Source organism: Microbacterium sp. NRRL B-14842 (assembly GCF_050470785.1).
Genome location: NZ_JBFLUM010000048.1, coordinates 78,579 through 91,701 on the forward strand (window position 1 = coordinate 78,579; position 13,123 = coordinate 91,701).

Consider the following 13,123-nt stretch of genomic DNA (forward strand, 5'->3'; position numbering starts at 1 on the left):
GTCACTCCTGGGCTGAGCCGCGCGCTGCGCGCCAGTGCTCCGTGACGGGATAACCGGAGCGCACGTGCGCGCGCACGTGGACCTCCCCCGAAGGGGATCCGCTGCCGCCCGGCTCCGGCGGCGGAGGGTTCTGTGTCCAGCCTGAGCCAGGGACCCAGACCGTCCCCGGTTGCACGGGCGCGTCGGCGAGCGCGGGATCGATCAGCTGACGCGCGAGAGCCACGGCCTCACCCAGATCGGTGATCCCGCCGGCTGAGGGCGTGCCGGCCGCGAGCACCCGGTAGGGACCGTCCCAACCGTCCGGGACCGTGAACGTAGTGAACGAGTCGAGCTTTGACAGTGCACGCTTCGCGTCGATGGCCATCTGCAGCTCGCGCAGGTCGACGCGCTGCGTGCGTGCAATGGTGACGATGTCCACCAGGTCTTTCGCGCGGCTGCTGGGGCGGCCGTTGTAGGTGCTCATCGTCGCAGTGACCTTCTCCGCGACCTGATCGGAGATCGGGAACAGCCGGTAGGGGTGCGACGGGACCGGCCGCCCCAGCTGCAGCCGCGTCGACGGCTCGATCGTCTCGACGCGGCCGACCGGGGGAGGGCCGACGACCACGTCGATGGGGATGTCGGAGATCCTCCGGCCGGTGTTCGCGTCCAGACATGTGAACACCAGGCGCCGGGTCGCGACACCCGGCTGGTTCTCTCCTCGCCCGGTCGCACGGGCACGGGTGAGCTGGAACCGCACATGGTCGCCGAGATCACGCGCGGCTGCCTGCTCGAGCGCCTGCTGCGCGGCATCCAGATCGGCGGCGCCGGTCGAGGCCAGATCCAGGTCTTTCGTCGACCGTGACTTCGGCACCCGGGCGAGCATCGCCGTGCCGCCCTTGAGCAGCCACTCGGACTCTTCCCCCTCCGCAAAGACCCGGCTGAGGAAACGATCGTGCTGTGCCTGCACGATCTGCGCATTCACATCCAGCGCGCTCGCGCCGTCACCGGCTGCCTTCGTCGCGGCCGCCTTGATCGCCTGCGCAAGCCCCGTCCAGTCTTTGTAGCCGTCGGGCTCAGGCATCGGCCGGCACCACCGCGTCGACGCCCGCAAGAGCGAGCAGATCAGCCGCGAGCGCGGCACCCGAGGGGTACTTGTTGGGCTTGGCCAGCGGCTCCAGATACTCGGTCAGGCGGGCGGGGGAGAGCAGCTTTCCCGCGTCCGCGGCGTCGGCGAGCGCATCGGCGACGAGGGAGCGGTCGACCCACTGCTCGATCAGGTCGGCGATCGTGCGCTCGACGCTCATGGTCGGCATCCCGTCGACGGAGACCACCTCGGTGGGCGCGAGCTCGCGGGTGCGGAGCCGCACCCCGTCCAGGCGGGTACCGCGGCGGGTGGGAACGACGAACTCGAGTGGCCCGGGGAACCAGTCGCCGATGCCATGCAGCTGCGCGGCCGTCTGGCCTGCGGCGACGACGGGCGGGACGCCGGTGTCTGTGCGGGGACGGTCGGCGCCGCCGAGGGCGAGCCAGGTCGCGAGGATCGCCTCCTGCTCGTGCTCTGGCGCGCCGGCGAGGCGGTAGACGCCGCGCGCGACGCGGATGAGCGCGCCGCTGTTGGCGAGGCGCGTCAGGGTCGGGCGCGCCACGCCAGCCTCGAGCGCCTGGGCGGTGGTCACCAGGCCCCAACGCTGTGACGCGAGCTCGCCCAGACGAGCGAAAGTTGATCCTGCCATGCGCACAGTGTAGCGAGAAACCGCAACAAACGTTGTAGCTCGTTCAGATTGTCGACTTCGAGCCTCTGGGGCCACCCCTTAGCAGTGAGGGGGTTCCAAACCCTCGGGAACGGGTTATATTCGGGAATATAACCATCTGTGAGGAGGAGAAGATGCGGACCCACACCTGCCCGCCGGACCACAAGCACGGGCTGACCTCCACCTGCTACGTCGTCCACCTCTGCGGGTGCCGCGCCTGCATGGACGGCAACGCGCGCCGCCGCCGCGACCGCTACCGTCTCCTGGCCTACGGGCGATACCAGGACGCGCACCAACCCATCGAGCCGATCCGGCAGCACCTGCAGGCACTGGTCGACACCGGGATGATCCCCGAACGGATCGCCATCAGCGCCGGCGTCGGCGGCGCCACGGTCCGTCGCCTGCTCAACAGCGAGACGGCACGGTTCGTCACCGGCGCCACCGCCCGCAAACTCCTCGCAGTCACCCCCGACAGCAGCACTCTCGCCGCGCAGGGCCGAGTCAACGGCCGCGGCACCCGCCGGCGCCTCCAGGCTCTGGCCGCGATCGGATGGAACCACCACGAGATCGCACGCCGACTCGGCTACCCGCGCTGGAAGGTCAACAAGGCACTCGAAGGCGCCTACGTGGACATCCGTGTCCACGACGACATCGCCGCGCTCTACGACGAGCTCTGGGACCAGCAGCCCCCCACCCACACCCGAGCGCAGCGGGTCGGCCGCTCCTACGCACTCACGGTCGCACGCCGGCACGGCTGGCTGCCGCCGCTGGCCTGGGACGACATCGACACCGACCCGGCACCGCCCACAGCCGGGCAGGAACCCCTGCTCGACGAGATCGCGATCGAGCTCGCTCTCGCCGGCCAGAACGTCCGCCTCACCCGAGACGAGCGCCTCGAAGCCACCCGACGCGGGACCGAACGCGGACTCAGCCTCACCCAGCTCAGCGACCTGCTCGGCGTCGACGTCCGCACCATCGACCGCGACCGTGACGACCTCGGACTCCGGCAGGCCGCCTGATGAGCAAGACGCTCGACATCCTCGAAGCCGCCCTGCACGGCACCACCGCCGGCTACCTGGCCGGATGCCGCAGCAAGGGAGGATGCCCGAACCACGGCAACCGCCAGCTGCTCACCTGCACCGAAGCGGCCCGCGCCCGCCGCCACTACTTCTCGCTCGCCTCGCTCGAGGAGACCGAGCCGATCACCCGGCAGATGCTCCGCGACGCCAAGAACAGCCCCTTCGCACCGAAAGAAGCCGCAGATGTCTGACCAGCCGAACACCTTCACCATCGACTCCACCAAAGAGGGAGAGTGGCTGCGGGTCGTCCGCGCGCTCGGCGGCCATCGCTGGGCCCTGTCGCTGCGCTTCAACCCCCTCCCGCTGACTCAGCGAGGCGCCCGGCACACCCGGCCAACGCGGCAGCCCACACCCCACGCGGCAGCAGGCCACGGGCCGAACGCGAGACTGCACCTGCCCAGCTGCGCGATCTCCCCCCAGCTCGGCAACGGCCGCGGCGCCCACCTCAAGCAGATCCCCCACCTGGGCCGAACCGAGGAGCACTGATGACCGACATCGCCGTGCGCCTCCAGGAAGCCATGACCATCCAGACCGGCACACCCGTCACCGTCCGATGGAGCTTCCGCGAGTTCGCGCTCAACTGCACCCGCCGCGACGGCCGCCCCCTCACCCAACGGATGCACAGGCTCTTCCAGACGCTGCTCAACCGTGAAGCGCTCCGCGAGCTCACTCCAGGAGAAGACCCAACGATGGGATCCCGCGCAACCCTCATCGAGATCATCGACGACCTCGCCGTCAGCGCCGACCACCAAGGCGCCCGCGCGGCCGCGCTCGCCGAGGTCCTCCTCAGTGCCGGCATGTTCCACCTCGGCGACCAGCTCCGCCGCCAGAGCCACGCACTCTCAGAGCTCGACGCCGACGACGAAACCCTCGAGGTCATCGACGAGGCACGCACCCAGATCGCCCGAACCATACTGCTGCTCGACCAAGCCGACACCGCACAGGCAAAGGAGCGCAGATGAACCGACGCACCCGCCGCGCCAGCACAGCCCTCGCCGCGGTCGCAGCTCTCGCGCTCGGCTTCGGCGCCCACCAGCTGGGCATCACCTCCTGGATCGACACATGGACGCGCCCGCAGGCACCCGCCCCGGACCCGACCTACGACTACACCGCGCTCGCCGCAGTCGCGCAGGAGCTGCCGCTGATCGATCCCACCGAGGAGATTCCCGAGTATCGCCGCGCCACGTTCGGCGAGCGCTGGATCGACATCGAGGGAAACGGCTGCGATCAGCGAGACGATCTCCTCGCCGTCCAGCTGCAGGACGTCGTCCGTGACGGTTGCACGGTGCTCTCCGGCGTGCTCGACCCCGATCCGTACACGGGCACACGCATTGAGTTCGAGCACGACCGGATCGCCGCCCCTGGAGCCCCGGGAAGCTCCGGCGTCCAGATCGACCACATCGTCAGCCTTTCGGCGGCGCACGCCGGGGGCGCGTGGGCGTGGACCGAGCAGCAGCGCATTCAGTTCGCCAACTCGTTCGACAACATCGTCGCCGTCGATGGCAACACGAATGCGGCCAAGAACGACCACGGGCCAGCCCTGTGGCTGCCATCGAACGCCGACTACGTGTGCACCTACGTCGCCCGCTACACGGAGATCGTCGACACCTGGCACCTCGCGGTCGACGAAGCCGACCGCGGTGCGCTCGTGGACACGCTCTCAACCTGCGCTGCCCAGCAAGCCAGCGACGAGAGCGGGAGCATGTCGTGAAGCCGCTACGAACCCGCGTGGGATCTCGCCGCGCGCGCCTGACGCTTGGCCGCGCGAGCGCGGTCTACGACCTCGTTCGCATCCGTCGTGTCGACACCGAGGGTGCGCCTGATCACCTCGAGCTCGGCGTCGGTCCAGCGGGTGCGCCCTCGCATCCGCTCACCGAACGTGACGACGTTCAAGCCGAGCAGGTCGATCAGAGCCGCCTGCGTGGGAACCTCGGGCGCCCCCGCCCCGTCCGCGATCGCCGCCCGCAACCGCTCCGCGAAAGCCGCATCGCGCGCCAGTCCCGGCATCAGTCGCGGCCGGCGGCCGCGCTGCGAGGGCGCCCTGCGCGCGCGCTCCTGCGCGAATGCGTCGATCGCGGCCTCGTCGTAGAGCGGGGAGTTGCCTTCTATGGCAACCGGCTCGGGGAGCAGAGGACCCTCCTGGCCGGCTCTGCGCAGCTTGTTGCTGATGGAGCGCATCTTGTAGACCGCGACGACGGACACGCCGAGCTTCTCGGCGACGTCCGCCGTGGTGAGGTGCCGTCCGGTCATCAGCGCTCCTCTCAGCTGGATGAATATAACCACTTTCGCGGTTACGGCGCGCCGCGGCAACCAGACCCAACTTGGTTGGGGATGCTGGGGCGCATGGCTAACAAGGACGCGGACGCCATCCGTGAGGAGCTCCGTCGCATCGGCCAGCAGCTCGCGCAAGCGGACGAGCTGCGCGAACGCCGCGGCAAAGTCGTCGACGAGGCGCGCGCGGCCGAGCTGACCCAGCGAGAGATCGCCCTCCTGCTGGGGATGACCGAGGAAGGGCTGCGGAAGGCGCAGAAGTCCTACCACGGACGCGGGCGCTCTTACGGCGGCCGCCTCGCGTCCTAGCGACCCCGCCAGACCTTCATGGAGCGCCCGTCGACTGCGAAATCTGATTGCAATTTTCAAGCACTCTTGACTAATATAACCTGACGAATGAGGGGGTGAGATGGACGAGCTGAACTACCGACCCAAGCCGTGGACGCCGAAGGACGTGCCCACGATCTGGGTCGACCAGACCACCGGGCAAGGCGTCACCGACGCCGGCACGCCCGTTCGCCCCGTCATCGGCGAGCGCCGCAAGAACCCCAACCTGACGGACCTGCTCGACACGGCTGCCTCGTACGGCGCTAACCGCATCATGCTGACCGGGAAGCGCCCCGAGCCTGCGCCTGGCGTGCGGCACTGGCTGTACGTCCAGACCCCGAACTGGAAGCCCGGAGCCCACTGGGTCAACAACGGCCCGCCCACCGGTCGGTTCGAGCACGCGGTCACCGGCTTCAAGATCGAAGTCCGCACCGCGGAGGAGTGGTTCGGCGACGGGCCGCTGACCCCTGCCCAGGCTCGTCTGGCCTGGAACGTCACCGCGTCGATCATTCGCCACGCCGACGAGAACGCGCGCCTGTTCAACAGCCCTGCCGCCACCGGAACGAACCTGTGGGCGCTGTCGCTGCCGAAGAACATCAACCCCGTGCCGGTCGAAGACGACATCGCCCAGGAGATCCACTTCACCTCGGGCCTGCACCACTACGACCACCTGGTCGCGGGGGAGTCGTTCGCCAAGCACGAGGACTGCGTCCCGCTGATCGACCCGGCCAAGACGAAGAAGATCAGCGAGTTCGCCTACGTCGACGGCCGGTTCATGTTCGCCGGCGTCGGGCGCGAGCTCGGTATCGGCCCCGCGATCCGGCTGAACCAGGCCGCCGCGTACGAGCTGCTCGAGCAAGACCCCTACGCGCGCGCCCGCTTCCACGTGCGGTTCCGCGTCCCTCAGGGCTGGAACCACGTTGGCCTGCTCGGTGTGAAGCACCTGGACGTTCGCGAAGGCTGGTTCTATCCGAACCGGCCCGGAGCGGTGCACGACACCTGGGCCGACGGCAGCGAGATCCACGTCGCCCTCAAGCACGGGTGGGAGATCCGCCCTCACGAGGCCGTGGTGTTCCGCAAGGCCAAGCCTCTAGACACCTTCACCGAGCGCATGACGCGCGCCCGCGAGCGAGTCCAGCTGCAGGACGAGATGCACCCGGACCTGCGCCGCGCTGTGCTCGCCGCGCTGCGGAACATCATGCTGCACTCGATCGGTGCATTCGCCGCCGCGGGCCGCGACGAGACCCGCGTCGCCGCGTCGCCCGATGACGTCCCGCCCGAGTACAGGGCCAAGATGCTGCGACAGGGCAACCTCTGGATCTATCGCATCCCGTCGCGCCCGAACGACCGCACCCGAAGCTTCTACCACCCGGAGCTCGCCGCCCAGGTCTGGGGTCGCGCACGCGCTCGCGTCCTCCACGGCCCCAGCTCCCTCGGCGGCTACACCTCCGGTGCTCTCACGGTCGACCCCTCGACGCTCATCGGCATCCAGGGTGATGCGATCTACACGACCAAGCTGCCGGCGTGGTCCCTGCCGGACCGGTTCATCGGCGGCGGCGACGACGGCAAGACCGGGCGCCTGCGCCTGCAGGGCTACCTCAACGGATCCTTCATCACGCCGGAGACGCTGCGGCAGCGTGACGCGCTGAAAGCACGTGCCGAGCGGGCCGGCATCGCCAAGGCGCTCGAGCAGGCAGAGGAGAAGGGCTGATGGCTGACCAGCAGCGCACCGCCCAAGACCTCATCCGCGATCTGCGGCGCAAGGGCATCAGCACGGCCGAGATCGCCGAGGAGCTGCACCGCTCGCCTCGAATGGTCCGCAAGATCCTCAACGGCGAAACCAGCGGCGCCCTCTACCGCCAGGCGCTCCAGGAGCTCGCTGACACCGGACGCCTCACCCACGTCCCGCCGCGGCGCCGGCGCAAGGACGGCTCGATCGCCCCCGTGCGAGGCAAGGCCGGCGCCAAGCCCGTCATCCCCGAAGACCTCAGCGGCACCTACGTTGAGGGTCGCCAGGGTGGTCGGCTGCGCGTCGACGTGGCATACGCCACCGGGGGCGACCGGTACATCGAGATGCGCATCCCCAAGGGCCGCACCGCGAAGGGCCGCGAGCAGGCGAACGCCGAACTGATCAAGCAGGTCCGCAACGCCGCCAAGGGCCAGTCCCACGACAAGCAGAAGCAGATCACCGCCCACCTGACCTTCTCCAACGGCCGCGTGATGGAGGTCAACTCGTACAACGCCTCGACGATGCTCAAGCGCATCCACGAGAACGGCGGCGACGCCCTCGGCTGGTTCCGCGAAGAGTCGAAGAACCGATACGTGAACCTCGACACCAGCCGCGACACCATCACCGGCGTCACCCTCAACGTCGTCAGCACGGCCAAGACGACCGAGTACCAGAGGCAGGCCGAGCGCGGCCGCACTCGCCGCCCCCGCTCGCTGTCGCCGGCGGAGCTCATCAGCATGGAAGAGAAGCGGCGCATCGAGGAGCGCCGCGCTCGCCGCCGTGGAAACCGAGGAGGTGGTCAGTGACCATGGCCGCCCCGAAGAAGCCCACAGCTGCAGCGAAGCCCCGCGCACGCAAGGCCGCGCCCCCCGCTGAGGAAGTCACCAGCGACGTCGACCAGGCAGCGACGTCCGAAGCACCCGCACGCGCACCTCGCGCAAGCCAGAAGCCGGCAGCGGCGAGCGCGACGCCTCCTGAGTCGGCCGAGGCGGAGACGCCACCGCCGGCGAAGAAGAAGCGGGGGCCCTACAACGTCGTCTACGTCCAGAAGAAGCCCGTCTCGATCCGTCTCCCCGACGACGCGCTTGAACTGATGGACTGGGCCAAGCAGGATGCAGCCAGCCGCGGCGACCGCCTCACCAAGGACGAGATCGTCACCGTTGCGCTTCGCGCCTACTGGGGCCGCAAACGGCGCCGCGGGTAATGACCGTCTCCTGAGCTGCTGGCAGGGAAGTCGAGATGAGTGAAACTAACGGGCCGGCCGAGTTGCCGGTCTACTCGATCGCCGAGGCATTCGTGAAGCGATCCGGAATGTATATCGGGCAGCCCGTCACGTTCGAGCGAGTGCACACGTTCCTGCTCGGTTTCGAAACGGCGATGTTGTACGTTCGCGACGAGCTCGCGCGCGATCGCAATGCGTTTCAGCCCGTGGGCGTGCTCGGTCAGTTCCGGGAGCAGCTGCGATCCGAGGGGCGGCTCAGGTGGGACTCCTGGTCCCTGACGATCGTGGCGGAAGCGATCGGCTGGACTGGCGACGAGCCTCCGGCGATCGACGATCTGACCGAAGAGCAGCACCTCGAGGCAGTCCGGGACCTTCTCCCGTTGCTCGAGAAGGTCTTTGCCCTCCCCGCGGAGCTTGTCACCTCGCTCCGTGACTCCGCCTGAGAAGGGTAGGCACCCCACCGCTGTCGGTGTGTCGTCCCGCCCATCGAGTTCGAGAACGCGTTCTATGCTGTGCGGCGATGATCAACCTGACCGCCACCGTCCCGCTTGGACCGCTGACAGAACTTGTCGGACGATCCCTCTCGGCGACTGGGAGATGGGTCAACTCATCCGGTAGCGCCTACCTGTCATATCCATCACTCAGAGGATCCTGACCCGGACGAACGATCGCAGTCGCTCGAGGGCAAAGGACCCGTGCGGATGTCGCGCGTCACACCTCGACCTCGAACGGCAACTTTCGCAGTGTCGTCGCGGAAATCCCGGTGCTCTTGTACATCCGGGCGTGGGCGTACTGGATCTCCGGCAGCAGATCGATGCGGCCGATCGCCTCCAGCATGATCTCGTCGGCCTGACCGGTGAGATGACGCAGTTCGGGGATCGCGTACCCGCCCACGTACTTCCCGGAGTTGAGATCCCAGGAGCGCACGGCCGGCAGCGCCTCCTCGATCCTCTCGCCGAGCTCCACCAGAGCATCGAACGTGTCCTGCCCGTAAGCGTGCGGGGAGAATGGGATCTGCGACATCGTGCCCTTGGTGACGTTGAAGCAGTCGCCCGTGAACGTCCACCACAGGAACGCCAGCCGCGACGCCGCGATCGCGCTGGCCGCGAGCTGGTCCTTCCGGTTCTGAACGAACAGCTTCCCCTCGTTGAGGGGCACCGTGGCGTGCGTGGTCTTGTCGTAGGTGACCGGCGGCACCGTGTACGTGCTCAGGAAGTACGTGGCGGTCTTCTTGAAACCGACGGAGTAGTCGCTCACACGGACAAGCGGCGTCGAGGAGATCGTGCCCTTCGCAAGCAGCGTGTCGATCAGCTCGAACATCGCGTCGCTGCTGGCGCGCATCCAGTTCGGGGTCCGCGAGCCGGCGGGCCGAAGCGAATACCGCAGTGTCGCCATCAGATGCGGACGGAACGCCTCGATCCAGCTGTGGGTGAGCGTCGTGTGCAGCTCGGAGACGCTGCCATACCCGGCGGCGGTGATGATCGTGCTGCGCACCTTCACCTGGAACAGGGCAGCCGGGCGTTCCTGGAAGGTGCTCACCCAGATCGCATCGAACCGCCGCTCGTAGAACTTCCGCAGTGACTCGTCGCGATCGGCGAACTGGCTGCGGATGGGAACGATCAGGCTGAGCCGGCCATCCGGGCGCGTGATCTGCGCCGAGCGCTCGCAGCAGGAGGCGTAGATGTCGTCGACGTTGTCTGTCTCGAAGCCGGTGATGCGGTAGCTGAGCTCGCGCCGGTTGACGTAGGGTGGGTTGCCGATGACGACGTCGAAGCCGCCCTGATTGGGGTGTGACACGTCGCCCCGCACCGGCAAGAAGCGCGGCCCGTACAATGTCCAGCGCATCGAAAAACACCCCGCGACCTTCCGACTACCTCCGGACGTCTTCGAGTACATCAACCAGGCACGCGACGAAGCCGCGGCCCGTGGTGATCGCCTCACCAAAGACGAAGCGATCACCATGGCAGTCCGCGCGTTCTGGGGCGGCAAGCGCCAGCGCCGCCGCTGATCACCACACCGACATAACCGACGAAAAGAACTCTGGAGGCATCTGATGAGCCGTCGATCTATGCTCGAGCAGGAAACCGATCCGCTACACCCCGCGCGGATGCTACCGCGCACCTGAGACGAACGCGCGGTCCTTCACCGAGGATGGCTACATCTCGACATGATCAACCGAGGCAGCGAGAAGATTTCGTGCGAAGAGGTGGAGGACCTCGTCTACCGCTATGACAGCTTCGATCTAGCGGCCGCCGTCGCGATGCTCGACCCCGTGTTCAGCGAGCGGGTATGCGTCTACGTGAGTCTCAAGGAGGGCGGCCCGCTCGGGCTCGAACGGATCCGCGCCGCCATGGAGTCCGCCGGGGTGGCTAAGCATAAGCACCCCGAGCGGCTGATCGCCGTCGACGACATGCCCCTCACCAAGGTAGGCAAGATTGACAAGAGGGAGCGGAGAGGGCTTTGCCCGCCGCGACAGCGCCTAATGGGGCAGACGCTCAGCGCCCGCGCCGCCACGCGAGCCAGTGGCGGATGCTCTCCTCGAGCGCGTGCAATAGAGGCAACATCACCCAGATGACGCACGCGACGGTCAGTGGCGTCGTACATAGGATCTGGAGGTACGGCGGCAGGCCGGTCAGGAGCGGAGCGATGAAGTAGGCGTTGAACATGGCAGGCGGTACCAGCGCGATCCACACTAAAATCGCCGTCCACCACCGCGGGCGCGCGGGACCGGCCGTCGGGATTGCACCGGTGAGGGCGTCCGGAGTCAGTGGACGGGCCTGCCCGATCGTGAGCGGCACGGCCTGTTGCAGGTGCGCCTGCCGCTCCTTACTGTCCTCCCACCGGATGAGGTCATGGGGGGAAGCGAACGTGATCTCGACGACAACCTGGCGCCGGTGCCGTTCCGAGACTCGGACCTTCGACTCCCGGTAGCCGGGGAACGACTGGGCCCGGCCGGTGAAACCATGCGCCCACTCGGTGAGATCGTCCAGCCGCCCGGGGACGGCTGTGCGCGCCACCCGAGCCGTGACCGTGAGGTTATCTGGTTGCATGGTGTCCTCCCGGGGCAGAGGAAGCCCCGTCTCCCAGCGTATTGCGCCGATGACGCGGCACTGAACAGCTTCCGACCATCGGGGTCCGGATCAATAGCGCGAAATAGTGCTCTTCCGAGCAGTGGAGTGTCACCGCCACTGCCGCCTCACGCAGGATGGAAAGTTGAAAGACCTGGATCGACGGGGAGGTCATTTGCACGAGGCGTTTCGCTTGCTGCGGGAAGAAAGGCTCAAACGAGGCCGATACCATCGCCGAGCGACGGTGTATCACCCGGACGTAGAAGAGGTCGACCAGCTCTACGGTGTCCGGCTTCAGCTGGAGTCCTTAGGCGCGCGCCGGACGGTGGACGGATGCTGCGCTCCGAGATCGGCGCTTCGCGCGAGTACGGGACGCTAATGGATGCGGCGCTGGCAGTCGGTGACATGGACGCCTGGCTGGTGGCGCACCACGCGTTCCTCCGCTGCTGCGTCGCGCGTGCAGACATCCCGTTGGGGCGGGTAGTGGACTCCTACCCGGAACGCTGCTTACACATCTATCAGTTGTGGCACCCGCAGTCGTTCGCCATCGCTCATCGCGAGTACGAGGCCGTCCTCGAGTCGATCGTCAGGCGTCCGACGCCCAGGGGATCGATCTGTCGCCGCTGGCGACCCACGAGTTCGCCTTCGACGATGCCGCCGCCGCCTTCGAGCAGTCCCGCGACGCGTCCAGCAGCCTGAAGGTCCTGCTCCGACCGTAGAGCGCCTGGGCCGTCGGGGCCGTCACAGGGAGCCACGCGGGCGGCGTGGGGTGGCACGGGCTGCAGTGGCACCGCGGAGACGATCCTCCCGCCTGTCGGGTCGGCATCGGAGCGCGCGGTGCAGGAGGAGCGCGCCCACGTTGCAAGTAAGCTTTCTGCCGTGCAGAATCGACAGCTCGGGTCGCCGGGCGATCCACCCCAGTATCCGATCGAGTCGGTCGACAACGCGCTGAAGCTGATCCTGCTGCTGGGTGAGGAGCACGAGCTGCGGCTCACGGACGCCGGTGCCCTCCTCGGGGTGGCGACCTCGACCGCGCACCGACTTCTCGCGATGCTGGCATGGCGCGGCTTCGTGCGGCAGAACCCGGTGACCAAGGCTTACGGCCCTGGCCCGGCGCTGACGACGGTGGCCTTCTCGGTGCTGCGCAGGATGGATGTCCCGAGACTGGCGCAGCCGATCCTCGAGGACCTCAGCGCCGCCCTCGGTGAGACCTGCCACCTGGGCACGCTCGAGGGCAACCATGTCCGATTCCTCGCCGTTGCCGAGCCCGATGTGGCCGTGCGCGTGGTTTCGAGACTGGGCAAGACCCTGCCGGCGCATTGCACCTCGACCGGCAAGGCGCTGCTTGCCGAGCTGAGCGACGAGCAGCTCTTCCGGCTGTACCCGGACGAGCAGCTCGAGATCGTCACACCGAACTCCATACGTTCCCGAGACGAACTCGTCGCCGAACTGGTTCGGACACGACTGGACGGTTATGCCGTGAATCGGCAGGAAAGCGAGGACGGCGTGGCGAGCGTCGCGGTCCCGGTCCACGTCTCGTCGGGACTGCGACTGGCGATCAACGCCTCCGCGCCCGTGCAGCGGTTACCGCCGGGCAAGGTCAAGTCCCTAGCGCGGTCACTGCAGGACGCCGCGATCCGCCTCGCCGAACTGTTGGGGTGAACCGGCCCGGGTCGTCGTAGCGCCCATGGATGCGC

At 68.0% G+C, this 13,123-nt stretch carries 19 protein-coding genes; 14 read left to right on the forward strand and 5 right to left on the reverse strand.

The window, feature by feature from the left end; translation table 11 throughout:
* Position 1 precedes the first annotated feature (1 nt).
* Together AB1285_RS21995 and AB1285_RS22000 are read right to left on the reverse strand one after the other, a co-directional pair.
* Positions 2–1,060: a nucleotidyl transferase AbiEii/AbiGii toxin family protein gene (locus AB1285_RS21995; protein WP_005050776.1), complete on the reverse strand. Its 1,059-nt coding sequence runs from the start codon at positions 1,058–1,060 to the stop codon at positions 2–4.
* Positions 1,053–1,712 (reverse strand): type IV toxin-antitoxin system AbiEi family antitoxin domain-containing protein, encoded by a 660-nt coding sequence (locus AB1285_RS22000; protein ID WP_005050774.1) that lies wholly within the window; start codon positions 1,710–1,712, stop codon positions 1,053–1,055. Before AB1285_RS22000 ends, AB1285_RS21995 begins: the two co-directional genes overlap by 8 nt.
* A 152-nt stretch (positions 1,713–1,864) precedes the next feature.
* Here AB1285_RS22000 and AB1285_RS22005 point away from each other — a divergent pair, with 152 nt between their 5' ends.
* The 5 genes from AB1285_RS22005 to AB1285_RS22025 are packed head-to-tail and all read left to right on the forward strand — an operon-like array spanning position 1,865 to position 4,520.
* On the forward strand, positions 1,865–2,749 hold the full coding sequence (locus tag AB1285_RS22005; protein WP_005050771.1) for a hypothetical protein: 885 nt from the start codon (positions 1,865–1,867) through the stop codon (positions 2,747–2,749).
* Positions 2,749–3,000: a hypothetical protein gene (locus AB1285_RS22010; RefSeq protein WP_005050769.1), complete on the forward strand. Its 252-nt coding sequence runs from the start codon at positions 2,749–2,751 to the stop codon at positions 2,998–3,000. The genes AB1285_RS22005 and AB1285_RS22010 overlap by 1 nt, the downstream gene beginning before the upstream one ends.
* Positions 2,993–3,295 (forward strand): hypothetical protein, encoded by a 303-nt coding sequence (locus tag AB1285_RS22015; RefSeq protein WP_005050767.1) that lies wholly within the window; start codon positions 2,993–2,995, stop codon positions 3,293–3,295. The genes AB1285_RS22010 and AB1285_RS22015 overlap by 8 nt, the downstream gene beginning before the upstream one ends.
* Positions 3,295–3,771 carry a hypothetical protein gene (locus AB1285_RS22020; RefSeq protein ID WP_005050765.1) on the forward strand — a complete coding sequence of 159 codons (477 nt, stop codon included), beginning with the start codon at positions 3,295–3,297 and terminating at the stop codon, positions 3,769–3,771. The genes AB1285_RS22015 and AB1285_RS22020 overlap by 1 nt, the downstream gene beginning before the upstream one ends.
* Positions 3,768–4,520, forward strand: coding sequence for an HNH endonuclease family protein (locus tag AB1285_RS22025; RefSeq protein WP_005050763.1), 753 nt, complete (start codon positions 3,768–3,770; stop codon positions 4,518–4,520). The genes AB1285_RS22020 and AB1285_RS22025 overlap by 4 nt, the downstream gene beginning before the upstream one ends.
* A 5-nt stretch (positions 4,521–4,525) precedes the next feature.
* Here the strand turns inward: AB1285_RS22025 and AB1285_RS22030 are convergent, their stop codons facing one another.
* Positions 4,526–5,059, reverse strand: a complete 534-nt coding sequence (locus AB1285_RS22030) for a helix-turn-helix transcriptional regulator (protein WP_005050761.1) — start codon at positions 5,057–5,059, stop codon at positions 4,526–4,528.
* 93 nt (positions 5,060–5,152) lie between these two features.
* On the opposite strand from AB1285_RS22030, the gene AB1285_RS22035 reads away from it, so the two are divergent.
* From AB1285_RS22035 to AB1285_RS22055, 5 genes are all read left to right on the forward strand, one after another.
* On the forward strand, positions 5,153–5,389 hold the full coding sequence (locus AB1285_RS22035) for a hypothetical protein (protein ID WP_043340519.1): 237 nt from the start codon (positions 5,153–5,155) through the stop codon (positions 5,387–5,389).
* Positions 5,390–5,489: 100 nt separating this feature from the next.
* Positions 5,490–7,118 carry a hypothetical protein gene (locus AB1285_RS22040; RefSeq protein ID WP_005050756.1) on the forward strand — a complete coding sequence of 543 codons (1,629 nt, stop codon included), beginning with the start codon at positions 5,490–5,492 and terminating at the stop codon, positions 7,116–7,118.
* Positions 7,118–7,942: a hypothetical protein gene (locus tag AB1285_RS22045; RefSeq protein ID WP_047801722.1), complete on the forward strand. Its 825-nt coding sequence runs from the start codon at positions 7,118–7,120 to the stop codon at positions 7,940–7,942. The genes AB1285_RS22040 and AB1285_RS22045 overlap by 1 nt, the downstream gene beginning before the upstream one ends.
* Positions 7,939–8,340 (forward strand): hypothetical protein, encoded by a 402-nt coding sequence (locus AB1285_RS22050; protein WP_005050751.1) that lies wholly within the window; start codon positions 7,939–7,941, stop codon positions 8,338–8,340. The genes AB1285_RS22045 and AB1285_RS22050 overlap by 4 nt, the downstream gene beginning before the upstream one ends.
* 35 nt (positions 8,341–8,375) lie before the next feature.
* Positions 8,376–8,801, forward strand: coding sequence for a hypothetical protein (locus tag AB1285_RS22055; RefSeq protein WP_005050749.1), 426 nt, complete (start codon positions 8,376–8,378; stop codon positions 8,799–8,801).
* Between the two features lie 268 nt (positions 8,802–9,069).
* Here AB1285_RS22055 and AB1285_RS22060 read toward each other — a convergent pair whose 3' ends face one another.
* On the reverse strand, positions 9,070–10,155 hold the full coding sequence (locus AB1285_RS22060) for an SAM-dependent methyltransferase (RefSeq protein ID WP_039712022.1): 1,086 nt from the start codon (positions 10,153–10,155) through the stop codon (positions 9,070–9,072).
* On the opposite strand from AB1285_RS22060, the gene AB1285_RS22065 reads away from it, so the two are divergent.
* Together AB1285_RS22065 and AB1285_RS22070 are read left to right on the forward strand one after the other, a co-directional pair.
* The gene (locus tag AB1285_RS22065; RefSeq protein ID WP_039712023.1) at positions 10,142–10,366 is read left to right on the forward strand and encodes a hypothetical protein; all 225 of its coding nucleotides are present in this window, start codon (positions 10,142–10,144) and stop codon (positions 10,364–10,366) included. The two genes, AB1285_RS22060 and AB1285_RS22065, sit on opposite strands and share 14 nt — an antisense overlap.
* A 159-nt stretch (positions 10,367–10,525) precedes the next feature.
* A complete protein-coding gene (locus AB1285_RS22070; protein ID WP_005050745.1) occupies positions 10,526–10,933 on the forward strand; it encodes an AMP-binding enzyme in 408 nt (135 codons plus the stop codon).
* Here the strand turns inward: AB1285_RS22070 and AB1285_RS22075 are convergent.
* Complete coding sequence (locus AB1285_RS22075; protein WP_005050743.1) at positions 10,854–11,408, reverse strand: hypothetical protein; 555 nt, start codon at positions 11,406–11,408, stop codon at positions 10,854–10,856. The genes AB1285_RS22070 and AB1285_RS22075 overlap by 80 nt on opposite strands.
* A 351-nt stretch (positions 11,409–11,759) precedes the next feature.
* On the opposite strand from AB1285_RS22075, the gene AB1285_RS22080 reads away from it, so the two are divergent.
* Entirely contained in the window at positions 11,760–12,125 is a 366-nt protein-coding gene (locus tag AB1285_RS22080; protein WP_135012837.1) for a hypothetical protein, read from the forward strand.
* 180 nt (positions 12,126–12,305) lie between these two features.
* Positions 12,306–13,088 carry an IclR family transcriptional regulator gene (locus AB1285_RS22085; protein WP_039712028.1) on the forward strand — a complete coding sequence of 261 codons (783 nt, stop codon included), beginning with the start codon at positions 12,306–12,308 and terminating at the stop codon, positions 13,086–13,088.
* Positions 13,089–13,123: the final 35 nt, after the last annotated feature.